Consider the following 26,725-nt stretch of genomic DNA (forward strand, 5'->3'; position numbering starts at 1 on the left):
TTTTTTGTTAGGGGCTGAAAATAAAGAGTTTTATTTACATAAAATTGTTTGGTTAAAATTTGTTACAAAAGCTTTAACCCCTAATTTGGATTTTCTTTTACAAAAACACGATTATCTATATGGAAATAATTCACGTAAGTGCAGAGTGTTACCCAATGGCTAAAGCTGGTGGCTTAGGCGATGTAGTAGGGGCGTTACCTAAATACCAATGCAAAGCTGGCAACTATGCCAAAGTGGTGATGCCAATGTACCGCACCAAGTTTTTATACGCAAATGAATGGGTAGTTGACTTTAAAGGCACAGCCTATTTAGGCTCTAAAAAGTTTGACTTTACCATTATCAAAGAAGCTACTAATAAACTTGGCTACGATTTGTTTTTAGTTGACATCAATGGCTTGCTTGACCGAGAAAAAATTTATGGTTATAGTGACGATACCGAACGTTTTATCTCTTTTCAAATAGCAGTTTTAACGTGGCTTAATAGTTGGCAACATCAACCTGATATTATTCATGTGCATGATTATCATGCAGGCCTAATACCGTTTATGTTGAAGAATTGCTTTGCCTTTAAACGCATGGCTTATGTAAAAACGGTGTTAACCATTCACAATGCACAATACCAAGGCTGGATAGGTTGGGATAAAGCCAGTTTAATACCTGCATACGATGGCTATAAATGGGGCGATTTAGATTGGAATAACACTATAAATCCGCTTGCTAGTGCCGTAAAATGTGCTTGGAAAGTTACTACTGTAAGCCCTAGCTATATGGATGAGCTGCGTTATAATAGCAATGGATTGGAAGATTTATTTGAGTACGAAAAAGGTAAGTGTGTAGGTATTTTAAATGGTATTGATAATGAAGTTTGGGATCCTGCAACAGACCCTTACCTTACCAGTAATTTTTCTGTAAAAACGGCTGATGCAGGTAAAAAGAAAAACAAAAAGCAAATTTGTGAGACCTATGGCTTAGATGAAAAACTGCCGTTGTTTGTATTTATTGGTAGGCTTGTGGGCGAAAAAGCAGCCGATATTTTGCCTGGAGCATTTTTAAACGCTTTGTACCATCAGCAAGGAAAAGCTTGTTATATGGTGCTTGGTAGTGGTGATAAACATGTAGAATGGGAATTAAATAATATCACTAGTCAATACAGAGGCTACTACAATGCGGTAATTGGTTACGATGAAGCCTTGAGTCATAAACTATATGCAGCTGCCGACTTTTTATTAATGCCAAGTAGGGTAGAACCTTGTGGCTTAAACCAAATGTATGCCTTGCGATATGGTACAGTGCCAATGGTTAGAAGTACTGGTGGCTTGCAAGATACCGTAAAAGACATGGGTGAATGGGAAGGTTTTGGTATTAGATTTAATAACGCAACGGTAAGCGATGTGGCGCACTCAATTTATAGAGCTATAGAAGTGTATAAAGATAAAACGCACTTTGGTTGGATGCGTAAATACATGATGCAAATAGACCACAGCTGGGAAGCAGTAGTTGAAGCCTATACCGATGTATACAAAAGTGCTTAATAACTAGTCTTTTTGAAGTTAACAAAAGATTTGTCTAATTTTTTTTAACCAATGTATGTATATCAATTGCTTTCGTCATAACTTTCCAACCTCTGTTTTTTGGATTGCTTTGATAATTATGAAAAAAACTTTTTAACCCCAATTTTATGGCATCTTTAAGTAAAAAAATTGTAGCAGTAATATTAGGTGGTGGCGCTGGCAGCAGATTGTACCCGCTTACAGCATCACGCTCTAAACCTGCAGTACCAGTAGCTGGTAAATATCGTTTGGTAGATATTCCTATTAGCAACTGTATGAATAGCGGCATCAACCGTATGTTTGTGTTAACGCAGTTTAACTCAGCTTCATTAAACAAGCACATTAAAAATACCTACCACTTTAGTGCATTCAGTACTGGGTTTGTAGATATTCTGGCAGCAGAACAAACACCTGATAATCCAGGTTGGTTTCAAGGTACAGCCGATGCGGTGAGACAATCGCTACGTCACATTTCAAACTTAGATTTCGAATACATTTTAATACTAAGCGGTGATCAATTGTACCAAATGGATTTCTTAGAAATGATTACGGATCATCTTAACAGAGGAGCTGATATTTCTATTGCTACCATACCTGTACATGCCAATGATGCCACCGAGTTTGGTATTCTTAAAACAGACGAAGGCGGTATGATTTCATCGTTTATAGAAAAACCTAAAAAAGATGTACTTGGCGATTGGACAAGCACTACAAGTGGTGTAATGCAACAGCAAGGCAGAATATATTTAGCCTCAATGGGGATTTATATATTTAACAAAGCGGTATTGAATAATTTGTTGAAAGATCATCATCCCAATGCCACAGATTTTGGTAAAGAGATCATCCCTAACGCTATCGAAAATTATAAAGTAGCAAGCTATCAATATGAAGGTTATTGGACAGATATTGGAAATATCGCTTCTTTCTTTGAAGCGAATTTAGCTTTAACAGCTGAAATTCCTGAGTTCAATTTATTTGACAATAGCAATGTGGTGTACACAAGACCACGTATGCTGCCACCAGCAAAAATTAGTGGTACAACTTTAGAAAAAACCTTAATTGCAGAGGGTTCTATTATAAATGCAAGCCGACTTGAACATTGTGTATTAGGTATTAGGGCTCGCATTGGCTATGGTACTACAGTTGTGAGTAGCTATATTATGGGTAACGACTACTACGAAACATTAGAAGTGATGCAAGAGAACGTAGGAAAAGGTATCCCTAAAATTGGTATTGGGGAGCGTTGCTATATTAAAGATGCTATTATTGATAAAAACTGCCGTATAGGTAATGATGTGCGTATTAATGGCGGTAAGCACTTAGAAAATACAGACCATCCATTATATAGTGTAAAAGATGGCATAGTGGTGGTAAAAAAAGGTGCTATTTTACCCAATGGTTTTGTAATTTAATAAATTTGATAAATGAAAACATCCGCACAATTGCGGATGTTTTTTTGCTTTATTTTGCAACGTGTAAAAAATACACAATTATAATTATAAACGATTGCTATGACTAGTTCAACTTTAGCCCCAAACGTTACAAACACTGTTGCTAAACCTAAATTATCCTTAGTACAGATTTTTACAATGAGCTTCGGCTTTTTGGGTATTCAATTTGGTTTCGCTTTACAAAATGGCAATACAAGCCGCATTTTACGTTCTTATGGTGCCGATGTAGACCAGTTGCCAATGTTTTGGATAGTTGCGCCATTAGTTGGTATGATTGTTCAACCACTTATTGGTCATTACAGCGATAAAACATGGAATAAATTAGGTCGTAGAAAACCCTATTTTTTGGCAGGTGCAATTCTATCATCATTGGCTTTAGTTTTTTTACCAAATTCTGGTGCGTTATCTGCAATAGTTCCTGCTTTATGGGTTGGGGCTGGCATGGTAATGATTATGGATGCTTCGTTTAATGTAGCTATGGAGCCATTTAGAGCTTTGGTGGCTGATAATTTGCCCGACTCGCAACGTACAATTGGCTTTTCAATACAAACCTTTTTAATTGGTTTAGGTGCCGTTGTAGGTTCTGCATTACCTGAAATTTTAGGTAAAAGCGGCTTTAGTATGGAAACTGCAAAAGATGGTGTAGCCGATAATATCAAGTACGCATTTTATATTGGTGCAGCAGTTTTTATGATAGCCATTTTAATTACAGTATTTTTTTCAAAAGAATATCCACCCAAAGAGTACGAGCAGTTTCATGGCAAGAATGAAGAAACAGAAAAGCCTGTTTTGAGTGAAATTTTTAAAGACTTTGCTCAAATGCCTAAAACCATGAAGCAACTTGGCTTAGTGCAGTTTTTTACATGGTTTGCACTTTTTAGTATGTGGGTTTTTACAACAGATGCTGTTGCTACACACGTTTATGGTTTAAGTGGTGATTATAGTAAAAGCATTGCTTATAATGAAGCAGGCAATAAAGTAAGTTCAGCTTTTGGCGTGTACAATTTAGTTGCTATGGTATATGCTTTGTTTTTGCCAATGATTGCAAAATTTATTGGTCGCAAAGCCACGCATGCGTTTTCGTTACTAGCTGGTGGTGTTGGTTTAATTTCTATTTATTTTATTAAAGATCCAAACATGGTTACCTTTTCTATGGTAGGTATAGGGCTAGCATGGGCAAGCGTTTTATCAATGCCTTATGTTATTTTATCAGGCTCTATACCATCAGGCAAGCTAGGTATTTACATGGGTATTTTTAATTTCTTTATCACCATGCCTCAAATCGTTAACGGTCTTTTTGGTGGCTGGATAGTAAAGCATGTTTATGGTAATCAGCCCATTTATGCCATTGTTTTAGCTGGCGTGTTTATGCTTTTGGCTGCACTAAGTTGCTTGTTTGTACAAGACACTAATAACACTGCATCGCAAAAATCTTAATCTAGATAATTCTTATGTAACCATTGTTAGTAGTACTATTTGGCTACTGTTGCATAGCACAAATACACTGTTTTTTGCTTTATTATTAAAACAACTACATGTGCTTGTTGGTAGTGTTTATAAATTGGTTTCTAATGCTTGCTTATTGGCTTCACAAAACAATTGATGGTAGTGCCAAAATGCTAAAAACAACCATTAGTTTTTCCTTCGCCTTTTTTATACGGGTGCTAAAAGTATTACTGCTAATTGCCTGTAAAATGTATAAATTGCATTACATAAATTAAGAAATTAGTTTTAATAAAACATTCACCATTATTAATGGTTGCTATGCCTAAAAATTCACTGATGAAAGAAGATGCTAATTCCATAAACCCAACAGCACAAAACACTAAAAAAGTTGGAATGCTAGCAGAAAAAAAATACGAAGACATCCATTTTGTAGATAGCCAACAATCGGTTTGGAACTACTCACTATTTACGGATGAAGATGTACGTAATTTTCAAAATGGTACACACTATAGTTTGTATAAATTATTTGGCAATAAGCAGTTAACGGTACTTGGTACAGAAGGTACTTACTTTGCTGTATGGGCACCAAATGCAACATTCATAAGCGTTACAGGCTATTTTAATAAATGGGATAAAACAGCGCATCCTCTAAAAGTAAGGCAAGATAGTTCTGGTATTTGGGAAGGATTTATACCCAATGTTTTAAAAGGTGAGGCTTATAAATACCACATTCATGGCTATGAAAATGCACGACTAGATAAAGCTGATCCATTTGCACATTTTTCTGAAATAAGACCATTTACTGCATCAATTACTTGGGCCACTGAATATTATTGGCAAGACAATCAATGGATGCAAGAACGCAAAAAACACAATGCACTAAATGCACCTTACTCTGTGTATGAAATGCATTTGGCTAGCTGGATGCGCCCAGATAAAAACGATGAAGAAAGTTATAAAACCTATGGTGAAATAGCGGCTTTGCTAGTACCTTACTTAAAAGAAATGGCTTTCACACACGTAGAGTTTATGCCTGTGATGGAGCATCCATTTGATGGTAGTTGGGGCTATCAAGGCACGGGCTTTTTTGCACCTACTAGTCGCTTTGGTAACCCACAAGATTTTGCTTACTTGGTAGACTGCCTGCACCAAGCAGGTATTGGTGTGATATTAGATTGGGTGCCTTCGCATTTTCCTTACGATGCACATGGTTTGTACTTGTTTGATGGTACACACACCTATGAATATGCCGATATGCGCAAGGGTTTTCACCCAGATTGGAACAGCTATATTTTTAATTACAAACGTGGCGAGGTAAAAAGCTTTTTGATAAGTAGTGCTCGTTTTTGGTACGATCAATTTCACATTGATGGCTTGCGTGTAGATGCGGTAAGTTCGATGCTGCGCCTAGATTATAGCCGTGAAGAAGGTGAATGGGAACCAAATGAATACGGTGGTAATGGTAATATTGAAGCCATTGCGTTTATTAAAGACTTGAATGAAACTTTATACCGAGATTTCCCCGATACACAAACTATTGCAGAAGAAGCGTCTGACTGGCCGGGCATAAGCAAGCCCACTTTTGAAGGTGGCTTGGGCTTTGGTATGAAATGGATGATGGGCTGGATGCATGATACACTAGATTACTTTAAAATAGACCCATTGCTGCGCAAAGGCTCGCAGAATAAGTTTACGTTTAGTATGGCTTATTTTAGCGATGAAAATTTTATGCTACCGCTTAGCCACGATGAAGTGGTGCATGGCAAAAGCCCTATGATTTATAAAATGCCTGGTGATGAGTGGCAAAAGTTTGCCAACTTGCGTTTGTTGTACACCTATATGTTTACACATCCCGGGGCTAAGTTGCTGTTTATGGGTGATGAATTTGGGCAAACCGCTGAGTGGAATTACAAAACAGAGCTGCAATGGGATTTACTAAAACATGTAAGCCATGGTGGTATGAAATATTGTGTGCAAAAGCTGAATGAATTGTACCGAGGTCAGCCGGCTTTGTACGAAAAACAATTTGGTAATGATGGCTTTGAATGGATAGACCTAAACCACCGTGATGAATGTGTAATGGTGTACAAGCGCAAAGGCGAATTACCAGAAAATGATGTGGTGGTAGTGCTAAACATGACGCCTGTAGTGCGCATGAATTGGGAAATTTATGTGCATGGCAAAAACGAGTGGCAAGAGATATTTAACAGTAACGATAAAGCCTATTGGGGCACTGGTGATGTGTTTAACCCAGCAATAAAAGCTGAATTGGTAGATGAAGATACCAAATGCTATAAACTCACATTGAATTTACCGCCATTGGCTGGTATTGTGTTGGGGTAGTTTAACCACCAAGTACACAAAGACGGAAACACAAAGAACACTAAAGCTTTTTGGTATTTGCCTAATAGTGGTACTGAAAAAGAAATACCCAGATTTTTATACCGAATATGTATTGGCGAGAAATATTATAGAGCAAGGTGGTAGCGGTGCAAAGGTTGCTGAGAAGGTTGTGGGGTAAAGAAAAGACAAAGGATCTACACAACTGAAAGTTTAGTAGAGCGATTTCAATGTTTGTATTTTAATAAGATAATAGCTGAATGTAAAATATCTACAATTTTTAATTACTAATTGTTGAATCTTATGTTGGTCAAAAAAAAATGTCTGGTATGTTTATTATTAGCGTTATTATCTTCTATTTCTGCTTACTCTCAAGTAGTGCAGATTAAAGGTACTGTTGTGGATAAAGCGAGCCATAAACCGCTACAGGGTGTATCAATACAAGTTAGTAAGTACAAAGGCTCTGTTACTAATAATAAAGGCTTTTTTAGTATCAATATAGATACATCAATTAATACCTCTCAACTTAGTTTTAGTTTCATTGGCTATAAAAAAGCAACTATTAATTGCTTACATAATGTAAGTAATATGATAGAACTTGTTCCTGCGAGTAGTAATCTAAAAGAGGTGATAGTTTCTACAAGAGCAAAAACACTAATTGAGAGAGCGATTGATAAAATACCGGAAAATTATCCTAACAAACCTTTTATTATCAACGGTATTTATAGGGTATATAACATTGTAAACGATAGTGATTATTATTATAAAGCTGACGGTGTCGTTAAAGCATTTTCTCCTGCTTACAATAATGAGGACAATGACAAACAACAAGTGAAATTGATACAAAATAAGTTTGTATTAAAAGAAAATAAGTCGTCTAAGTACTACAATACCCCAACTGAAAAACATCGATGGGTTGGACAGTTTTATGGTATAGGCGATTATGTATTTAATAGACCTGACTACATTAACAGAAAGTATCTTAAAAATTATGTTTATACAGAGCGTGAAAAAATAGTGTTTGAAGGTAGAAAAGTATTTGTGGTAGATTTTGAATCTAAAACAAAAAAGCAGACAGAGGGTACTATTTATTTAGATACAGCTACTTTGGCTTTTGTAAAATTTGATGTTACTAGATATAATGTTAACGAAATTTTTTTTGTACCAGTTTCTATTGGTATTCATTCAACAACTTATCAGTTATTTAATGGCAAATGGTACATAAAAGAAAGCCAAGGCGAAAACAAGTATGCCACTAATTATGATGAACACTACTTTAGAAATTTCGTAACTACGTCTGTGGATACCAGTGATGTAAAATCATTCGACTACCAAGAAGTGTTACAACGGCGAGACGAAAATATAAAAACACTTAAAGAGGGCAATAAAGATGATTGGGCAAAATATGATAGCTTGTTTAAAAAAGAGGAAGTAGCTGGTAATATACCCGTAATGAAAGTGCCAGATGTTGATACTACAAAAACAATAAAGAATACGAATGTAATAAGTGCTTTATTTAAATATTTACGAAGTGATAATGTTTATATAATGCTATCACTTGGCAAGCAGCCGATTGATACGAAAAACTCAAGTTATAATTCATTAGCAGAATATGGGTTAGGAATAACTAATGGCTTTAGGCTACATGGTGGATTGTTTTTTGAATTTGGGAGCAAAACTTTTTACGGGTTAGGGGGAATATTTGCTATTACCAGTCATTATCAGTTAGATTATCAATTTAAAGTCAATAAATCGCATAGGCCAATATTTATAATGCCCTTTGCAGGGTATTCAGTAACTACTATCAAAAAAGATAATCAGAACATTGATCAAAGTTTTAAAAGCTGGGTGTTTGGTACTAACGTGTCTATAGAAATCACACGTAAACGTTGCTTATTTGTGACGCCGACTTATCACTATAACTACTATCAAGGAGGCACTTACACCGGCATTGAGCCAACGAATTTTTCTTTTAGCATTGGATATATATTTAAGCGATAAACGAAAAGGTGTTTTGATTTCACTCATTTCTCTTACTATAACAAACGGTATTAATTCATTTCGGTTAGATGCTTCGTTCCTCAGCATGACAATAAAACCTTTGCGCTCTTTGCCTTCTTTGTTACTTTGTGTAAAATACCTTATATTAATCTTGAAGGTTTTTATTGAAACCTTCAAGGATTTTGAAGATAGCTTTGTATGAAAATATCTACGCTACAATAAAAGCTGCGCAGCGAACAGAACGTACATACCGATAGCTATCGGTAGAGTGACACAACCGAAGCATCATAGTACCACTAAAGCTGGTAAATAAAAGGTTCTCGTCACTGCGAGGCACGAAGCAGTCTATTTTAAATGATTTTAGATTGCTTCGTACCTCGCAATGACGTTGGATTGTTTCCTGCGTCGCAATGACGGGGAATTTTTATCGCTGTTTTAAAGCTACCTTCACCGCCAATAAAATTTACCACATAGGCACAATAGAAATGCTGTTTGGTAAGGATACTATTGATTAAAATAGCATAGATAAAAGGAAATGGTTGTAAAGCTATGTGCCTTTGTGCCTATGTGTTGAACAAACGATTATGACTTTTAGTGATTTAAATTTAAACGCACCGTTGTTAAATGCTTTGGATGATCTTGGGTATACCAAACCAACTACTATTCAGGCTAGGGCTTTTTCGGTGATTATGAGTGGTAGAGATGTGTGTGGTATTGCGCAAACTGGTACTGGTAAAACCTTTGCTTATTTGTTGCCTTGCTTGCGCCAATGGAAATTTAGTAAAGACACGGCACCGCAAATTTTGATCATTGTGCCTACGAGAGAATTGGTGGTTCAGGTGGTAGAAGCGGTGAAAAAACTGACTACTTACATGAATGTGGCCGTGGTAGGTGTATATGGTGGGGTGAATATTAACACGCAAAAACTAGAAGTAGCCGAAGGTATGGATGTGCTGGTGGCTACGCCTGGTAGATTGATAGATTTGATGTATGACGGGGCTTTTAAAACCAAAGCCATTAAGCGATTGGTGATTGATGAGGTGGATGAAATGCTGAATCTTGGGTTTAGAGCGCAGTTAAAAGCCATATTGGATTTGCTGCCCCCAAAGCGCCAAAACCTGATGTTTTCTGCTACTATTACAGGTGATGTAGAGTTGCTGATGAACACCTATTTTGACACACCTGAACGCATAGAAGCGGCGCCAACAGGCACACCGCTAGAAAATATTATTCAGACGGCTTACCATGTACCTAACTTTTATACCAAAGTTAATTTGCTGATTCAGTTGCTTACGCAGCATGAAGAGATGAGCAAGGTATTGGTGTTTGTAGCTACTAAAAGCTTAGCAGACGATTTGTACGACGAACTGAAAGCAGAGTTTCCTGACAGGCTAGGAGTGATTCACTCGAACAAAGAGCAGAATCATCGTTTTAATACGGTGAATCAGTTTACAAATGGTACGTACCGCTTTATCATTGCGACAGATATAATTGCACGTGGTTTGGATATTTCTGAAGTAACGCATGTGATAAACTTTGACATGCCAGAAGTGCCAGAAAACTATATTCACCGCATTGGTAGAACTGGTAGGGCTGATAAAAAAGGTATCTCAATTAGTTTTATTACAGAGCGAGAACAAGAACAGCAGGCTAGGATAGAAGCGTTAATGAACTATGCTGTGCCTGTATTGCCTTTGCCAGATGATTTGGTGATTTCGGATGTATTGACAGAAGATGAAAAGCCAAAGGTGAAAATGAAAACGCACTTAGTAAAGCTGCCGAAGAAAGAAGAAAAAGGACCTGCGTTTCATGAGAAAAAGGATAAGAACAAGAAAAAAGTCACTGTAAAAGTGAGTCATAAAGATAAAATGATGAAGAAATACGGTAAGCCTATTAAAAGAAAGCCAAAAGAAAAATAGAAAAAGTATTTAGAACACGGATGACACAGATTGAATAGATTTACACCGATTTTTAAAGTAGGTTTTAAAGTACAATGTTGTAAATCCATCCAATCTTTTTATTCTACGTTCTATTACTCTTGCGGTAGTTTCATTTCTTCGTACGCATCTAGTTTGTCAAGTTCTAAAATAGTACCTGTATTATCTTTATTAGGATGGTACATTGGTAAAAACTTAGCGCCATATACAAACTCAGCCGCCACATAGCTACCACGAGAAATAACCGTATTGGCAAAGCTTTCATCAAAGCCTTGTACGAGAATCAAAATTTCTACATTGGCATTATCGATATCTTCTTTTGATAGATTGTAAAATGGACTTTCCTCGTTAATTACATGTACAATTGTCCAGTTGCTTATTAAACTATTGGCCTTAGCAATGTCAAGCGGCAGATTGAAAAACTTATTCTTTTTTGTGCCATCATCGTCTAGTACCTGCATACTCATGGTTACTTTGGCTTCAACATTTACCAAAAAGTTTTTAGTGTAAGGCACAATGCGAAACATAAAAGCCATACCACCACGAAACGGCGTAAACAAAGCGTTTTGACTGTATTTGATATAAGCTCGTGGTCTTGCAAAACGACCATACAGCAAGCCTGTAATTAATGCAAAACTCATTAGGCCAACCAATGCTTCAAGCGAAGCAGTAAAGCTTGCAGCAAAACCAATAGGATTAATACGACCATAGCCAACGGTGGTAAATGTTTGTGCGCTAAAGAAAAAAGCTTCGCCAAATTTTTCGCCATTAGTAGTGGCTACTAAACCACCTAAATGTTCTAACCCAATGAGTAAGTATACACCTGCAAATACCAAGTTAACACCTACAAAAGCAAGCATGATGATGGCAAGAAATTTCCAATTAGGCAGCGATAAAAGTGTGTGGTAAATATTAAAGCGGCTGAAGAAATTCATGCCACGCATTTCTATATTAGCCGAACCATCTTTATTAAAAAATCTGCCGCCATTGTAGTTTGTATTAGTGCCTAAGCCTGTTTCTGTTTCTGCTTTTGCCCTACGGTTAAAGTGTGTTAGTAATGCCATAATAATTTGAGATAGCGTTGGTTTGTGCAATATCGTATTTTAGCCGCTACTAATTTTATTTTCTACATGCAGTTTCAGCAATTATTACGTCAAGGTATTGTGTGGCGTGGTTTGTACCTCATTACTTTGTTTGCCTTAAACATTGTGATGAGTAGATTGCTGCAAGCAGAAATAAGCGGTTGGGCCAATTATTTAACGACTATTTTCTTTTTATTAACCCTAGTTGTAAGTGTAAATATTGAAAGCGGTGTGGCGTATTATGTTGCTAGCAAATTAATCCCAAGGCAAGCTGTATTATCATTTGTAGTTGTAGCATTTGCAATAATAACCGTACTAGTAACCATTGGTATGTTTGCTTGCGCAAATTATTTGCCGCAGGCAAATGCAACACCCGTGTTACTTGCCATTTTTGGTATCACTTTTATACTAGGTACGCTGTTATCTAATATTTTCTTGGGCTTGTTTCAAGCAGAAGATGATTTTTTTTCTGGTAATGTAACCATGGCTTGTGTAAATGCGATACTAAGTGTTGTGTTGTTGGTGTTGTATTGTTTAGGTGCTTCTAAAACTGATTTGGTGCTTACTTATTTTTCGTTCTTTGTTGTGCAAGGTTTGGCTGTTGCAGGTTATTATTTTTTAAAGATAAAACCTATTCAAAGATTCACTTTGCCCAATACAAAACAAACCAATTTATTGCTGCGATATTCACTATTAGCCTTAGCAGGTAACGTTGTTTTTTTCTTTGTGTATCGTGTAGATTTTTGCTTTGTAAATGAATACTGCACAGCGAGCGATTTGGGTAATTATATTCAAGCATCAAAAACGGTACAGTTGTTATTGGTATTGCCACAAATATTTGCTAGTGTGGTATTTCCCAAATCTGCCGATAGTAAAGCTGTTGCCTTTATACCACAGCAAATTTTGATTATTGTAAGGTTGTTGGCGCAATGCTTTTTGGCGGTATTCGTGTTAAGTTATTTGTTTGGAAATATAGTTTTTACCAGTGTATTCGGTGCCACATTTAGCAGTATGCATTGGTCAGTTACATTGTTGCTGCCGGGCATTTTTTCATTATCAGTGTTGGCGTTACTATCTGCATATTTCAGTGGCTTAAATCAAATGAGAGTGAACATTACAGGTGCAGTTTTAGCGCTTGTGGTTATTCTTTTGGGCGATTTTTTGTTTGTAAAACAATATGGTATTGTGGCTGCTGCCATTGTTAGTAGCGTTGGTTACACGGTAAATGTGGCGTATTCGTTCTATCGCTTTTTCAAAAGCAATACAATGTCTGTTTATGAATTGCTTCGCTTTAAAAAATCAGATTATCAATGGGTGTTTCATTTATTAACCAATAAAACTGAGTAATATGAAGCAGGTATTATGGTTAGCAAGTTGGTATCCTAATAAATTTGATGCATATAATGGCGATTTTATTCAGCGCCATGCACAAGCAACAGCACCTTTTTGTAAGTTGTATGTTATTCATGTTCAGTTAGTGTCAAGTACTTTTCAGGCAGAAAAAGTTACTACAGAACAATTGCTTCAAGCACATTTTCAAGAACAGATTTTGTATGTAAGGCAATCAAATTTGCCATATCCTTTCAATAAAATTATTGACCAAATTAATTACGAGCGATATTTTAAAAAGGCAATTAAACAGTATTTCAGCTTACATGGCAAGCCAGATTTAGTGCATGTACATGTACCTGTAAAAGCTGGAAAATTAGCCCTTTGGTTAAAAACCAAATTTGGCATTCCCTATTTGTTGACAGAGCATTATGGTATTTATAACGATTATGCAGAAGATAAATTTGTAAATAGAAGTTGGTGGTTTAAGCAGCTTACAAAAAAGGTTGTAGAGCAAGCGGATACCTTTTTACCAGTTAGTAAAAGTTTGGGCAAAGCTGTAAATAAATTAGTAATTAAAAAAGCATTTCAAGTAGTTTTTAATGTGGTTGACATCAGTATTTTTAAGTTTATTCCAACAGTAAATAAAGCTGAATTTTGGTTTATCCATGTTTCAACTATGAACCATCCAAAAAATGCAGATGGTATTTTAAGGGCTTTTGCAAAAGCGTATAATCAAAACGCAACTCTGCGTTTAAGAATGGTTGGCCCAGCAAGTGAAGATTTACAACATTTAACAATTACATTAAAAATAGATGATGTTGTAAATTTTACTGGCATGTTACCACAGCAAGAAGTAGCTAGTTTTATGCAAGAATCTAATGCGTTCGTATTATTTAGCAATTATGAAAATATGCCTTGCGTTATTGCCGAAGCTCTATGTTGTGGCTTGCCAATTATTTGCACTAATGTTGGTGGTATTGCCGAAGTTGTAAATGACACTAACGGTATTTTAATTAACCCAAAAGACGAAAACGCTTTGGTTGAAGCAATGCTTTATATAAAAAATGATTTTGAAACCTACAACCATCAAGAAATAGCTGAGAATGCAACCACTAAATTTTGTTATAAGGCTATCGGTAAGCAAATAGCTGGTTATTATTAAATCAGAAATTCAAAGCTATTTTGTTTAAAATCTTTCATTTGTTTTTACTACTAAGTTAGGCATTAATTCTACCTTGTACCGTTATCTTTGCCACAGTTATGAAGAATATTAGAAACTTTTGCATTATTGCACATATCGATCATGGTAAAAGCACTTTAGCCGATCGTTTACTTGAACATACCAAAACTATTGGCGAACGTGACATGATGAATCAGGTTTTGGATGATATGGATTTAGAACGTGAAAAAGGCATTACTATTAAAAGTCACGCTATTCAAATTGCTTATACATCTAAAGGCGAAACCTATAATTTCAACTTGATTGATACACCGGGTCACGTAGATTTTAGCTACGAAGTAAGCCGTGCATTAGCTGCTTGTGAAGGTGCTTTGTTGTTGGTAGATGCTAGCCAAGGTATTCAAGCTCAAACCATTAGTAACTTGTATTTAGCTATTGATAACGATTTGGAAATTATTCCTGTTATCAATAAAATAGATATGGATGGTGCGATGATACCAGAAGTTCAAGACCAGATTATTGACCTTATTGGCTGCAAAGTTGAGGATATTTTACTAGCAAGTGGCAAAAGTGGCATTGGTATAGAAGGTATTTTAGAAGCTATTGTAGAAAGAATTCCTGCACCAAAAGGCGATTATGCTGCACCATTACAAGCTTTAATTTTTGATAGCGTTTATAACAGTTTTAGAGGTATTATTATTTATTATAGAATAATGAATGGCGTTCTTAAAAAGAACGACAAAATTAGATTCATAGCTTCTGGGCAAGATTATACTGCCGATGAAGTGGGGGTTCTAAAACTGACTATGACCCAAAAAGAAGAGGTGAAGGCTGGTGATGTAGGCTACATTATTACGGGTATTAAAAATGCGAAAGAAGTAAAAGTTGGTGATACTATTACATTAGCCAATAATCCTGGTGAGATGATTCATGGTTTTGAAGAAGTAAAACCAATGGTTTTTGCTGGTATTTTTCCAGTAGAAACCGATGCTTTTGAAGAATTGCGTGAATGCATGGACAAATTGCAATTGAATGATGCCTCTTTAACTTTTGAGCTAGAAACGTCACAAGCATTAGGTTTTGGTTTTCGTTGCGGCTTTTTAGGCTTGCTGCATATGGAAATTATTCAAGAGCGTTTAGAACGTGAGTTTAACCAAACCGTAATTACTACTGTACCAAACGTAGGATTTATCGCTTACACCTCAAAAGGGGATAAAGTTGTTGTAAACAATCCTGCTGAAATGCCAGAGCCAACCAAAATTGATAGGATAGAAGAGCCATTTATTCGGGCACAAATTATCTCTTCGCCGGATTATATTGGTAATATTATGACTTTGTGTTTGGGTAAACGTGGTATTTTATTAAACCAAACTTACTTAACACCTACACGTGTTGAGTTAACTTTCGAAATGCCATTAACCGAAATTGTATTTGACTTTTATGATAAACTGAAAAGTCAAACACGTGGTTATGCGTCATTTGATTACGCACCAATTGGTATGCGTGAGGCCGATATTGTGAAAATGGATATTTTATTGAATGGTGAGAAAGTAGATGCTTTAAGTGCATTAATTCACCGTAGTAGAAGCCAAGATTTTGGTAGAAAATTATGTGAGAAGTTGAAGGAATTATTAACCAAACAACAGTTTCAAATTGCCATACAAGCTGCTATTGGCGCTAAAGTAATAGCTCGCGAGAATATTAGTGCCATGCGAAAAGATGTTACCGCTAAATGTTATGGTGGTGATATTAGCCGTAAACGTAAACTATTGGAAAAACAGAAAGAAGGTAAAAAGCGTATGCGTCAAATTGGTAACGTAGAAGTACCACAAGAAGCTTTCTTGGCTGTATTGAAATTGGATTAATAGTTTGTTTTTAATAATTTTATTGTATGGAACAAGCAATAGACAAAACAAAATACACCTACGAAGAATACCTACTATTAGAGAGGGAAACAGGTATGCGTCATGAATTTTGGAATGGCGAGGTGTTTTCTATGGCTGGCGGTACAAGAAATCACAACAGAATTGGGGCAAATGTCAACAATTTTTTAAGCAATCACTTTAATCCTAAAGGCTGTGAAACGTTTTTTAACGATGTGAAATTAGAACTGCAAGCCAGTAATTATTATGTTTACCCAGACGTATTATTAACTTGTGATAAGGATGATAACGATGCTTATCTAGTTAAGAAGCCCTCTTTGATAGTTGAAGTTTTATCAAAGTCAACCGAAACTTACGATCGTTCTACTAAATTAGCACATTATAGAAAAATAAAATCATTGCGTTATTATCTTTTGGTCTCTCAAACTAAGCCAATGGTGGAAGTTTACGGTAGACAAAGTGAGGCTTCACTATTTACGTATGAAGTGTATGAAAACCTTGACGAGATAGTACAATTACCAGCACTTGATTTTACTATACCAATGCAGGAAATTTATAAGTACATTATATTCACGGAAGAATAATTATTCTTCCGTGAATATTTAATTTGAATCTATCTTAAAATTTCATGCCCCATTTTATCCCTCTTAGTCGTTAAATATTTTTCATTAAACTGGTTGGGTTTAATTTCAATAGGCACAATATCTACTATTTCTAAACCATAACCTTTCAATGCGGCACGTTTACGAGGATTGTTGCTCATCAATTTAAGTTTTGTTGCACCTAAATGACGAAGCATTTGAGCGCCTACACCATAGTCTCTTTCATCCATACCAAAACCAAGATGTAAATTCGCCTCTACTGTATCCATACCTTCTTCTTGTAGCTTGTAGGCTTTTAGTTTATTTATTAAGCCAATACCTCTACCTTCTTGGTTCATATATAATATTACGCCTTTGCCTTCGGCTTCTACCATTTGCATGGCTTTAGCAAGTTGGTCACCACAATCGCAGCGAAAACTGCCTAAAATATCTCCTGTAAAACAACTGCTGTGTACACGAGTAAGCACTGCTTCATCCTTATGCCATTCACCTTTAATCATTGCCAAATGCTCTGCGCCTGTGGTTTTTTCTTTAAATGCTACTAATTTAAAATGTCCATTTTTTGTAGGCATGTCTACACGTACTATTTCTTCTACCAAACTGTCGCTATTTAAACGATATTCAATTAAATCTTTAATAGATATAATTTTAAGATCGAATTTTTTAGCAATTTCTATCAGTTCAGGTAATCTAGCCATTGTACCATCCTCATTCATTACTTCTACCAAAACACCTGCAGGTTCTAAACCTGCAAGTCTTGCCAAGTCAACTGTAGCCTCTGTATGACCAGCTCTTCGCAATACACCACCAGTCATGGCTTTTAATGGAAAAATATGTCCAGGGCGTCCTAAATCTGATGGTTTTGTATTGGGGTTTATTAAAGCTAAAATTGTTTTTGAGCGATCTTGTGCTGAAATACCTGTTGTTGTGTCGGGTGCAATTAAATCAACAGATACGGTAAAGGCAGTTTCATGTAATGCGGTGTTGGTAGTTACCATTGGTGTTAGTTCAAGTTCTTGGCAGCGTTTGGCAGTAAGTGCTGCGCAAATAAGCCCTCTACCTTCTTTGCTCATAAAGTTGATGGCTTCTGGTGTGGCATATTTTGCAGCAATTATAAAGTCGCCTTCATTTTCACGGTCTTCATCATCTACCACTATTACCATTTTTCCTTGCTTAATGGCTGCTATTCCTTCTTCTATTGTATGCAACATAATTTATCTATAATTATGTGCAAAGCTAATGACTGTTAGCAATTGCAAAGCCAAATACGGGTAAATGATTTCTGTAATCGAAAAATGAAGGTAAAATACCCCGATTAACGATTTGTTAATATCAGCGGAGCAACGATTTGTTAATATCTTGTTGTCTGTTTTAACGTTAATTACCTTTCTTTGCGCTTTAATAAAATTTAACATTGCATATCGATAAAAAAATGTATTGCATTGATAAATAGTCAGTATTTCTACCTTATAATAGTCTCATTTAAATACTTGGTAATAATTACTTAACATTAATGGTGTTGAAACTTTAAATCTTAACATCACATTTGCAAATCGAAAAACAAACATTTATTATGATGAAAAAACAAATTACCCGTTTTCTGTCGTTAATTGTGCTGTTAGCAGTACATGTGGCAGCAAGTGCGCAGGTTACTAATGGCACAATCTCTGGTACGGTAAGAGATGCTAAAGGTTTAGTATTAAGCGGTGCTAGTGTAGAAGCTATTCACGAGCCTTCTGGTTCTAAGTATAAAACAGTCACAGGCGTATCGGGTAAATATAACTTACCAGGATTGCGTGTTGGTGGCCCATATAAAGTAACAGTAATTTACGTTGGATTTGCAACCGAGTCAGTTACAGATTTAACTGTACAATTAGGTGATCCATCTATTGTTGATTTTGCACTAACTGATGGTGCAAAACAATTGCAAGAAGTAACTGTAGCGGGTATTGCAAGAAAGGGTGCTTTAATTTCTAAGGAAAGAAAAGGAACTTCAACCAACATTAATAAAAGGTTATTGTCTAGCTTGCCTACTTTATCGAGAAGTATTACTGATTTTACCAAATTAACTCCTCAAGCTAACGGTACCTCATTTGCTGGTCAAGATAACCGTGCTATAAACTTTACTTTAGACGGCTCCATTTTTAATAACTCATTTGGTTTGCAGGCTTTAAATGGTAGCCAAACAAACTCAACACCTATTTCCTTAGATGCGATTGAAGAGATTCAAATTAATTTATCACCGTATAATCTAAAAGAATCTGGTTTTGTTGGTGCTAACATTAATGCTGTAACTAAAAGTGGTACAAATACTGTACATGGTTCTGGTTTTTATAATCAACGCAATGAAAGTTATGTAGGTACTAAAGCGGGTCTAGATGGAAAACAGGATGTTGTAGTTGCCGCTTTTGACGTAAAGCAGTTTGGTGGAAGTATTGGTGGTTCAATTATCAAAAACAAGTTGTTTTATTTCTTAAATTATGAAGGCGAAAGAAGAATTGATCCAGGTACTTCCCAATTAGCCGATGTTAGCAATGGTACAGTGCCAATCAGTGGTAGTACAACTAGAGTTTTTGAAAGCGATTTGATAGATGTAGCCAATACACTAAATAATGTATTAAAATACAACCCTGGTACTTATAGTGGCTATACATATAACACAAAAAGTAATAAAGGCTTAGCTAAAATTGATTGGAATATTAACGACAAACACAAATTTAGTATCCGTGGTAATTATTTAAAATCATCGAGGGAAATACCAATTAACAGCACAGGTGTCATAAATGGTACACGTGGTAGTGGCACTGCTTCTATGATTTATTCTAATGCAGGATATATTCAAAACAATGATTTGTACTCTGTAATTGGTCAATTAAACAGCCGTTTCAGTAATAAAGTTAATAATGAATTAATCTTTGGTTATACAAGAAATCAAGATTACAGAGCTTTTGGTGGTGGCTCTTTCCCAACTGTAGATATACAAAAAGGCGGTACTACTTATATTTCCTTTGGTAATGACGCAAATTCGCCTAATAATATATTAAATACGGACACTTGGCAGTTATCAGATAACTTAACTATTTATAAAGGAAAACATACACTATCAACGGGTTTTAATTACGAAAGCTTTAATTACGAAAATGGCTTTACGCCCCAGATTAATGGTGTTTACACTTTCGCAAGTGTGGCTGATTTTAAAACAGCTGCAAATGCTTATGCTGCTAATCCTAATTTAACAACTAGCCCTGTAGGATTGAATTTTTCTTATAATTATAGCAATTTACCTGGTGGTATTCCTTGGATAGTTAAAACCAAAGCTAGAAATATTGGTGCTTATATTCAAGATGATGTTGAACTTGAGAAGAACTTTAATTTGACCTATGGCGTGAGATTTGAAGTGCCATATTTTGTCGAATCTGGTTATGTAAATAATAGTGAGTTTGATGGTTTTACCTTTCAAAATGAAAAAGGTGAATCTAGTAAATATAGCACCTCTCAATTACCAAGTGCTAAATTGATGATTAACCCAAGAATTGGTTTTAATTACGATGTTAAGGGGGATAAAAAAACACAAATCCGTGGTGGTGCTGGTTTGTTTACAGGTCGACCGCAATTTGTTTTAATTAGTAACCAAGCAAGTAATAATGGTGTATTAAGCGGTTTCTTTACCACAGGTAACACTTTAGATACTCGTTTTCCGTTCAAGCCAACAACACCAGCTTCATCTCCTTTATTTCCACCGAATCCGGGTGTAGCTTCAGCTACTTACAACATCGCAACAACTCAAAACGATTTTAGATTTCCACAAACTTTCCGTGCAAATCTAGCTGTAGACCAAAAAATATATAATGATATCGTTGCTAGTGCAGAATTCACCTTCTCACAAAATATTAGTGCTATCTATTACTACAATGCTAATTTCTTACCTTCTACTTCAAATTTTGCAGGGCCAGATAATAGACCAAGATTTGGTCAAACTCCAAACGGTACTTTAAATGCTGCAACCAATACTTTTGGTACACTTACAACGCCAGGAACCGCTAATAACCGTATTGTAAGTAAAATTACCGATGTTACTGTTTTAAAAAGCGGCGCTTATGGCGGTGCGATTACTGCAACATTTAAATTAGAAAAACCAGTTAAAGCAAAAGGTTTGGGCTGGATGATAGCTTATAACTATGGTAGTGCAAAAGATTATGCATCTTACAGTACTACTGCGGCCCCTAACTGGACAGGTATCCGCTCCGTTAATGGCAACAATAGACCAGATATTTCTTATAGTGATAATGATTTGAGAAACCGTATAATCACTAATATTAATTATAGAGTTGAATTTGGTAAAAATGCAGCTTTTCAAGTATCATTATTTAGTGAAACTAAAAATTGGGGTCGTATTTCTTACACATACAATGGTGATAGAAATGGCGACGGTATAAGCGGTAACGATTTGTTGTATGTTCCTCTTAACCAAAGTGAAATGAAGTTTGAAACATTTACAGTAGGTACTGGCGCTACTGCGGTTACATACAACGAACAGCAACAAAAAGATGCATTTGATGCGTTTATTAATCAAGATAAATATCTTACTACACGTAGAGGTAAATACGCTGAAAGAAATGGGGCTCTAATGCCTTATGTTACACGATTTGATATGTCCGCAGTGCTCGAGTTATTCAAAAATGTAGGTAAAAACAGACATACAGTTCAACTAAGAGCAGATATTTTCAATTTAGGTAATCTAATTGATCATAATGCTGGTGTAGGTTATGTTGTAAATACATCGAATCCAATCTCTTTCAGAGGCGTTGATAATTTAACAGGCCAATCCGTTTATAGAATTAATACTGCTGTAAATAATACTATTAATTTTGAAACCTATCGCAAAGGGACAAGTGTTTCAGATGTATATCAAGCACAATTTGGTGTCAGATATATTTTCTAGTATTTAGTTTCTTAAATCATACAAAAAATCCCTGCTCAAATTTTTGAGTGGGGATTTTTTTGCGTTTGTGTAAATACAAATCCTTCAATTATTACTTTATTCACGGAAATTCCTTGGTGGTAGCAACGGTTGTTACTTTGTTCAGGGAAATTCCTTGGTGGTAGCAACGGTTGTTACTTTATTCACGGAATTTACTTGGTGGTAGCAACGGTTGTTACTTTATTCACGGAATTTCCTTGGTGATAGCAACGGTTATTTCTTTATTCACGGAAATTCCTTGGTGGTAGCAACGGTTGTTACTTTATTTACGGAAATTCCTTTATGGTAGCAACGGTTGTTACTTTATTCACGGAAATTCCTTTATGGTAGCAACGGTTGTTACTTTATTCACGGAAATTCCTTGATGGTAGCAACGGTTGTTACTTTGTTCACGGAATTTCCTTGGTGGTAGCAACGGTTGTTATTTTGTTCACGGAAATTCCTTGGTGGTAGCAACGGTTGTTACTTTATTCACGGAAATTCCTTGTTGATAGCAACAAATCTGTAATTATACGGAACAAAAAAATGCGAAGCCCTTTGACTTCGCATTTTATTTTTTTAGTTCTTCGTTTCTTATTTCAACGCTTCTTCAACAACATTGCCTACACAGCCACTAGGCATTTGTACATGTAACAAAGCTGTTATAGTAGCTGCAATATCTGTCATGTAAGTTTCTTTATTGGTATGTCCGTGTTTTACGCCCCAGCCATAGAATACCATTGGTATATGGCTATCGTAAGGTGCCCATAAACCGTGTGTAGTACCAGTTTTGCCCCCATCTATGTAACCAGATTTTAAAATGATTTGAATATCGCCACTGCGGCTAGGGAAATAGCCATTGGTAAGCATGGTTTTTACTTTAGCTGGTAATGGTGTTTCCATCATTTCATTGAGTTCAAATACTTGTAAAACCGCTTCTTGCTTTTGTAAGTATTTAATTACGGCTTTGCTTATTGCTTCTTCATCTAGTTTCGCAGAGTCAATTACAGGATGGTTTAAATGCACTTGATAATTAAACATGCCTACCACCAATTTATCTAAGCCAAATTTCTCTTTTAATAAGCTGTTCAATTGCTTTTGAGCATCCGTTTCATTAAAAGTGCCACCAGGTAATTTATTTTCTTTCATAAAGCCTGGTACATGTGCAACACCATGGTCTGCCGATAAGAACACGGTGTAATTACCTTTGCCCACTTTTACATCTAAATAGCTTAGAAAGTCACCTAAATCTTTATCTAAACGTAGGTAAATATCTTCAGTTTCTATTGAGTTTGGCCCAAAACTATGACCTACATAATCGGTAGATGATAGACTTACACACAACATATCGGTTTCTGCACCCTTGCCTAATTGTTCATTGTCTAATGCTGCTTTCGCCATGTCAAATGTCATGCTATTGCCATATGGTGTAGTAGCTATATAGCTGTAATTTTTGTTAGCAAATTGTTTTAGGCTATATGGAAATCCTTTTTGATCAGTGCCAAAAGGCTTGTTTTCATAGTCTTTTTCATCAGCAGTACTTTGTGTATAGGTGTTAATTGGGTACAACGTATTCCAATTGCCTTCGTAATAGTTGTCTACAACTTTTTTAGCGTTAAAATCTGCAGCCCACTTAGGTAGTTCGTTCATATAGTAGGTGCTAGTTATCCAGTTGCCACTGTTAACATCGTACCAATAAGCAGCGGTAGCGCTGTGGCCTGCTGGCAAAATAGAACCTCTATCTTTTAAAGCTACACCAATTACTTTACTGCGAAAATTGGTAGCTAATCTAATTTCATCACCTATTGTGGTTACCAGCATGTTACGTGGGCTCATTTTACCATTACCACCATCAGGGCCACCAACGGTTTTCACGGTTTTATCTTCGCTGCAATACACGCTGCGTTGTTCGTTTTGGTCAAACCAATTGTTGCCTACAATACCATCTACTGCCGGTACTGAACCTGTGTAAATGCTGGTATGGCCTGCCGCAGTTACAGTAGGTGTATAAGGGATAAATGCATTCTCGCAGGTAAAGCCTTCGCCTAGTAAACGCATAAGGCCATTGGCTGTGTAGCGGTTGCTGTAGCGGTATAAAAAATCCCAGCGCATTTGATCTACCACAATACCAACTACCAATTTAGGACGTGCGATATTGGATGTTTGGTTGGTGGATTTGACATTTTGCGCAAATGTGGTATTGACCAACAATGCTGCAATTACTGTAAAGCGAGTATATTTCATACATGTAAAGTTGTGTTACAAATGTAGTAGTTGGCTGTAAGTAAGTGGGTTATAAAATGATGAACTAACAAGCGTTAATAATTAGATTGGGATAAATAGCCGATAACCTTAAATTTGCACACTTTGAATAGATAAACCACAAAGACGAAACGGCACAAAGTGTCACAACGTTGTGAATCGTAATGTCGATAGTTCGTTGTGGTTCAAAAATTAGACATCACAAGCCGATGGCTATCGGCTCTAAAATTAGAAACATGGCAGACATTTTTGAGAAGTTGGTTAAGAATTACGGGCCTATTGGTATGCACCGTGAAAGAGCACATGGTTATTTTGCGTTTCCTAAATTAGAAGGCGAAATTAGTAGCAGAATGAAGTTTCGTGGTCAGGAAATGATTGTGTGGAGCTTGAATAATTATTTGGGTTTGGCAAATCACCCGGAAATACGAAAAGTAGATGCTGAAGCTGCTGCGCAATATGGCTTGGCTAGCCCAATGGGTGCAAGAATGATGAGTGGCAATACGAGCCATCACGAAAAATTAGAGGCTGAACTGGCTGCATTTGAAAGTAAAGAAGATGCGATTTTATTGAACTTTGGCTACCAAGGTATCATGAGCACGATTGACGCTGTTTGTGGCCGCCATGATGTGATTGTGTACGATGCTGAAAGTCATGCGTGTATTATAGATGGTTTGCGCTTGCATCCTGGTCACCGTTATGTATACAAACATAACGACCTAGAAGATTTAGAAAAACAATTAGAACGTGCAACTGCATTAATAGATAAACAAAAAACTGGTGGTATTTTAGTAATTACTGAAGGTGTTTTTGGTATGGCTGGTGACCAAGGTAAACTAAAAGAAATTATTGACCTTAAAGGCAAGTTTGACTTTAGATTATTGGTTGATGATGCACATGGTTTTGGCACCTTGGGTAAAACTGGTGCTGGTGCTGGTGAAGAGCAAGGTTGTCAAGATGGTATTGATTTGTATTTCTCAACATTTGCAAAATCAATGGCTTCTATTGGTGCGTTTTTAGCTGGGCCTAGAATTATTATCGATTATATCCGTTACAATATCCGTTCGCAAATATTTGCTAAAAGCTTACCAATGCCAATTGTAATTGGTAATTTAAAGCGTTTAGAAATGTTGAAAACAATGCCAGAATTGAAAGAAAAATTGTGGAGTAACGCATTGAAATTACAAGCTGGCTTAAAAGAACGTGGCTTTGATATTGGTAACACCAATACACCTGTAACGCCTGTGTATATGAAAGGTGGTGTAGAAGAAGCAACGGCTATGTGTATGGATTTACGTGAAAATTACAAAGTATTTGCATCTATTGTGGTGTATCCTGTAATTCCAAAGGGGCACATTATTTACCGTTTAATCCCTTCGGCTGCACATAACGATGAGGATATTGAAATTACATTGAAAGCCTTTAGCGAAACCAAAGAAAAATTGGATGCTGGTGCTTACAAAGTAGAAGCAATACCAGATATGGCTGACGCTAGATAATTTGATTAGAATATTAATATAAAACGCCTCGCTAGAAATAGCGGGGCGTTTTTGTTTTGACAATCTCGATTAACGGTGGTAGCTTCTATCGTCACTTTCTTGGTTTTGATCATAAGCCTTAATGATGGCTTTTACCAATCTGTGCCTTACAACATCTTCACCATCAAGTTCAATGTGTGCAATACCTTCAATATTGCGTAAAATACGAGATGCTTTTTCTAAGCCGCTGCGCTGATTACGTGGTAAATCTATCTGTGTAGGATCACCTGTGATGATGGCTTTTGCGTTAGGCCCAATACGTGTTAAAAACATTTTTATTTGCAAATCATTGGTGTTTTGCGATTCATCTAAAATAATAAACGCGTTATCCAAAGTTCTACCACGCATGTAAGCTAGTGGTGCAATTTCTATGGTTCTTGTGGTCATGTAATAACCCAATTTATCCGCAGGAATCATGTCGTCTAATGCATCATACAATGGTCTTAAATACGGGTCAATTTTTTCTTTCAAATCACCAGGTAAAAAACCTAAACTTTCCCCAGCTTCTACGGCTGGTCTTGTTAGAATGATCTTTTTGACCACCTTATTTTTTAATGCTCTCACCGCTAATGCAACAGCAGTGTAGGTTTTACCCGTACCAGCTGGCCCAATTGCAAATACAATATCATTACTGTCACAAGCCTGTACCATTTTCTTTTGATTGGCAGTTCTTGCTCTTACAGTTTTGCCGTTAGGCCCAAAAACCAAGATGTCATTTGGGTTACGCTCTACAAAATTGTCAATGGTTTCTACATCGTCACCTCCTAATATTTGTTCAAAATAATTTTCACTCAAATGGCCATTACGCTCTAAGTATTGAATGATTAAATCTATTTTTTCTTTTGCTGTATCTATCTGTTCTGGTGCGCCACTAATTTTTATTTGTGTACCACGAGATAAAATTTTCAGCAAAGGAAATTTCTTTTTCAGTTTGTCCAATTTGCCATTGTTTACACCAAAAAATTCAATCGGATTTACCGAGTTAAGACTAATGATTGTTTCTGTCAAAGTGCAAAATTTTAATGGTTACTAATTGTTGTATCAAAATGTTTATTTGCTTACACCAAATTTAATTTAATTCAGTTGACAGATTTTTTTTGATATACACAGTTTGTGGGTAATATTTTTAAACATTAGGTATTTAAATTTTTATTTTATATTGGT

General features: G+C 36.1%; 16 protein-coding genes. 12 read left to right on the forward strand and 4 right to left on the reverse strand.

Going from position 1 to position 26,725, the window contains the following annotated elements; translation table 11 throughout:
* Nucleotides 1–119 precede the first annotated feature (119 nt).
* The 6 genes from ACT9TX_RS04270 (at nt 120) to ACT9TX_RS04295 (ending at nt 10,707) form a co-directional block, all read left to right on the forward strand.
* On the forward strand, nt 120–1,532 hold the full coding sequence (locus tag ACT9TX_RS04270; protein WP_481336974.1) for a glycogen synthase: 1,413 nt from the start codon (nt 120–122) through the stop codon (nt 1,530–1,532).
* 146 nt (nt 1,533–1,678) lie between these two features.
* Entirely contained in the window at nt 1,679–2,962 is a 1,284-nt protein-coding gene (locus tag ACT9TX_RS04275; RefSeq protein ID WP_481336975.1) for a glucose-1-phosphate adenylyltransferase, read from the forward strand.
* A 99-nt stretch (nt 2,963–3,061) separates the two neighbouring features.
* Nucleotides 3,062–4,438 carry an MFS transporter gene (locus tag ACT9TX_RS04280; protein ID WP_481336976.1) on the forward strand — a complete coding sequence of 459 codons (1,377 nt, stop codon included), beginning with the start codon at nt 3,062–3,064 and terminating at the stop codon, nt 4,436–4,438.
* A 327-nt stretch (nt 4,439–4,765) separates the two neighbouring features.
* Complete coding sequence (glgB, locus tag ACT9TX_RS04285; RefSeq protein WP_481336977.1) at nt 4,766–6,790, forward strand: 1,4-alpha-glucan branching protein GlgB; 2,025 nt, start codon at nt 4,766–4,768, stop codon at nt 6,788–6,790.
* A gap of 300 nt (nt 6,791–7,090) precedes the next feature.
* A complete protein-coding gene (locus tag ACT9TX_RS04290) occupies nt 7,091–8,788 on the forward strand; it encodes a carboxypeptidase-like regulatory domain-containing protein (RefSeq protein WP_481337007.1) in 1,698 nt (565 codons plus the stop codon).
* A 584-nt stretch (nt 8,789–9,372) separates the two neighbouring features.
* Nucleotides 9,373–10,707 carry a DEAD/DEAH box helicase gene (locus ACT9TX_RS04295; protein WP_481336978.1) on the forward strand — a complete coding sequence of 445 codons (1,335 nt, stop codon included), beginning with the start codon at nt 9,373–9,375 and terminating at the stop codon, nt 10,705–10,707.
* Nucleotides 10,708–10,820: 113 nt separating this feature from the next.
* On the opposite strand, the gene ACT9TX_RS04300 is transcribed toward ACT9TX_RS04295, so the two are convergent.
* Nucleotides 10,821–11,789: an ion channel gene (locus ACT9TX_RS04300; RefSeq protein WP_481336979.1), complete on the reverse strand. Its 969-nt coding sequence runs from the start codon at nt 11,787–11,789 to the stop codon at nt 10,821–10,823.
* Between the two features lie 24 nt (nt 11,790–11,813).
* Between ACT9TX_RS04300 and ACT9TX_RS04305 the strand changes: the two genes are divergently transcribed.
* The 4 genes from ACT9TX_RS04305 to ACT9TX_RS04320 all read left to right on the forward strand — a co-directional run bounded on the left by ACT9TX_RS04305 (nt 11,814) and on the right by ACT9TX_RS04320 (nt 16,786).
* A complete protein-coding gene (locus tag ACT9TX_RS04305; RefSeq protein WP_481336980.1) occupies nt 11,814–13,154 on the forward strand; it encodes an MATE family efflux transporter in 1,341 nt (446 codons plus the stop codon).
* Nucleotide 13,155: 1 nt separating this feature from the next.
* Nucleotides 13,156–14,301, forward strand: coding sequence for a glycosyltransferase (locus tag ACT9TX_RS04310; RefSeq protein WP_481336981.1), 1,146 nt, complete (start codon nt 13,156–13,158; stop codon nt 14,299–14,301).
* Between the two features lie 98 nt (nt 14,302–14,399).
* The gene (gene lepA, locus ACT9TX_RS04315) at nt 14,400–16,184 is read left to right on the forward strand and encodes a translation elongation factor 4 (protein ID WP_481336982.1); all 1,785 of its coding nucleotides are present in this window, start codon (nt 14,400–14,402) and stop codon (nt 16,182–16,184) included.
* Between the two features lie 26 nt (nt 16,185–16,210).
* Nucleotides 16,211–16,786, forward strand: a complete 576-nt coding sequence (locus ACT9TX_RS04320) for a Uma2 family endonuclease (protein WP_481336983.1) — start codon at nt 16,211–16,213, stop codon at nt 16,784–16,786.
* A gap of 29 nt (nt 16,787–16,815) precedes the next feature.
* Here ACT9TX_RS04320 and ACT9TX_RS04325 read toward each other — a convergent pair whose 3' ends face one another.
* Nucleotides 16,816–18,015 (reverse strand): bifunctional 3,4-dihydroxy-2-butanone-4-phosphate synthase/GTP cyclohydrolase II, encoded by a 1,200-nt coding sequence (locus ACT9TX_RS04325; RefSeq protein ID WP_481336984.1) that lies wholly within the window; start codon nt 18,013–18,015, stop codon nt 16,816–16,818.
* 362 nt (nt 18,016–18,377) lie between these two features.
* Between ACT9TX_RS04325 and ACT9TX_RS04330 the strand changes: the two genes are divergently transcribed.
* On the forward strand, nt 18,378–21,746 hold the full coding sequence (locus tag ACT9TX_RS04330) for a TonB-dependent receptor (protein ID WP_481336985.1): 3,369 nt from the start codon (nt 18,378–18,380) through the stop codon (nt 21,744–21,746).
* Between the two features lie 612 nt (nt 21,747–22,358).
* Here ACT9TX_RS04330 and pafA read toward each other — a convergent pair.
* Entirely contained in the window at nt 22,359–24,008 is a 1,650-nt protein-coding gene (pafA, locus tag ACT9TX_RS04335; RefSeq protein ID WP_481336986.1) for an alkaline phosphatase PafA, read from the reverse strand.
* A 254-nt stretch (nt 24,009–24,262) separates the two neighbouring features.
* Here pafA and ACT9TX_RS04340 point away from each other — a divergent pair, with 254 nt between their 5' ends.
* On the forward strand, nt 24,263–25,522 hold the full coding sequence (locus ACT9TX_RS04340) for an aminotransferase class I/II-fold pyridoxal phosphate-dependent enzyme (RefSeq protein ID WP_481336987.1): 1,260 nt from the start codon (nt 24,263–24,265) through the stop codon (nt 25,520–25,522).
* Between the two features lie 69 nt (nt 25,523–25,591).
* Here ACT9TX_RS04340 and ACT9TX_RS04345 read toward each other — a convergent pair whose 3' ends face one another.
* A complete protein-coding gene (locus tag ACT9TX_RS04345) occupies nt 25,592–26,569 on the reverse strand; it encodes a PhoH family protein (RefSeq protein ID WP_481336988.1) in 978 nt (325 codons plus the stop codon).
* Nucleotides 26,570–26,725 lie beyond the last annotated feature (156 nt).

Source organism: Parasediminibacterium sp. HNIBRBA5674, assembly GCF_056745525.1.

Excerpts from the sequence above, each read along its gene's own strand:
- ACT9TX_RS04270 (WP_481336974.1), top strand. The coding sequence starts at position 120 with ATGGAAATAATTCACGTAAGTGCAGAGTGTTACCCAATGGCTAAAGCT.
- ACT9TX_RS04275 (WP_481336975.1), top strand. The coding sequence starts at position 1,679 with ATGGCATCTTTAAGTAAAAAAATTGTAGCAGTAATATTAGGTGGTGGC.
- ACT9TX_RS04280 (WP_481336976.1), top strand. The coding sequence starts at position 3,062 with ATGACTAGTTCAACTTTAGCCCCAAACGTTACAAACACTGTTGCTAAA.
- glgB (WP_481336977.1), top strand. The coding sequence starts at position 4,766 with ATGCCTAAAAATTCACTGATGAAAGAAGATGCTAATTCCATAAACCCA.
- ACT9TX_RS04290 (WP_481337007.1), top strand. The coding sequence starts at position 7,091 with ATGTTGGTCAAAAAAAAATGTCTGGTATGTTTATTATTAGCGTTATTA.
- ACT9TX_RS04295 (WP_481336978.1), top strand. The coding sequence starts at position 9,373 with ATGACTTTTAGTGATTTAAATTTAAACGCACCGTTGTTAAATGCTTTG.
- ACT9TX_RS04300 (WP_481336979.1), bottom strand. The coding sequence starts at position 11,789 with ATGGCATTACTAACACACTTTAACCGTAGGGCAAAAGCAGAAACAGAA.
- ACT9TX_RS04310 (WP_481336981.1), top strand. The coding sequence starts at position 13,156 with ATGAAGCAGGTATTATGGTTAGCAAGTTGGTATCCTAATAAATTTGAT.
- lepA (WP_481336982.1), top strand. The coding sequence starts at position 14,400 with ATGAAGAATATTAGAAACTTTTGCATTATTGCACATATCGATCATGGT.
- ACT9TX_RS04320 (WP_481336983.1), top strand. The coding sequence starts at position 16,211 with ATGGAACAAGCAATAGACAAAACAAAATACACCTACGAAGAATACCTA.
- ACT9TX_RS04325 (WP_481336984.1), bottom strand. The coding sequence starts at position 18,015 with ATGTTGCATACAATAGAAGAAGGAATAGCAGCCATTAAGCAAGGAAAA.
- ACT9TX_RS04330 (WP_481336985.1), top strand. The coding sequence starts at position 18,378 with ATGATGAAAAAACAAATTACCCGTTTTCTGTCGTTAATTGTGCTGTTA.
- pafA (WP_481336986.1), bottom strand. The coding sequence starts at position 24,008 with ATGAAATATACTCGCTTTACAGTAATTGCAGCATTGTTGGTCAATACC.
- ACT9TX_RS04340 (WP_481336987.1), top strand. The coding sequence starts at position 24,263 with ATGGCAGACATTTTTGAGAAGTTGGTTAAGAATTACGGGCCTATTGGT.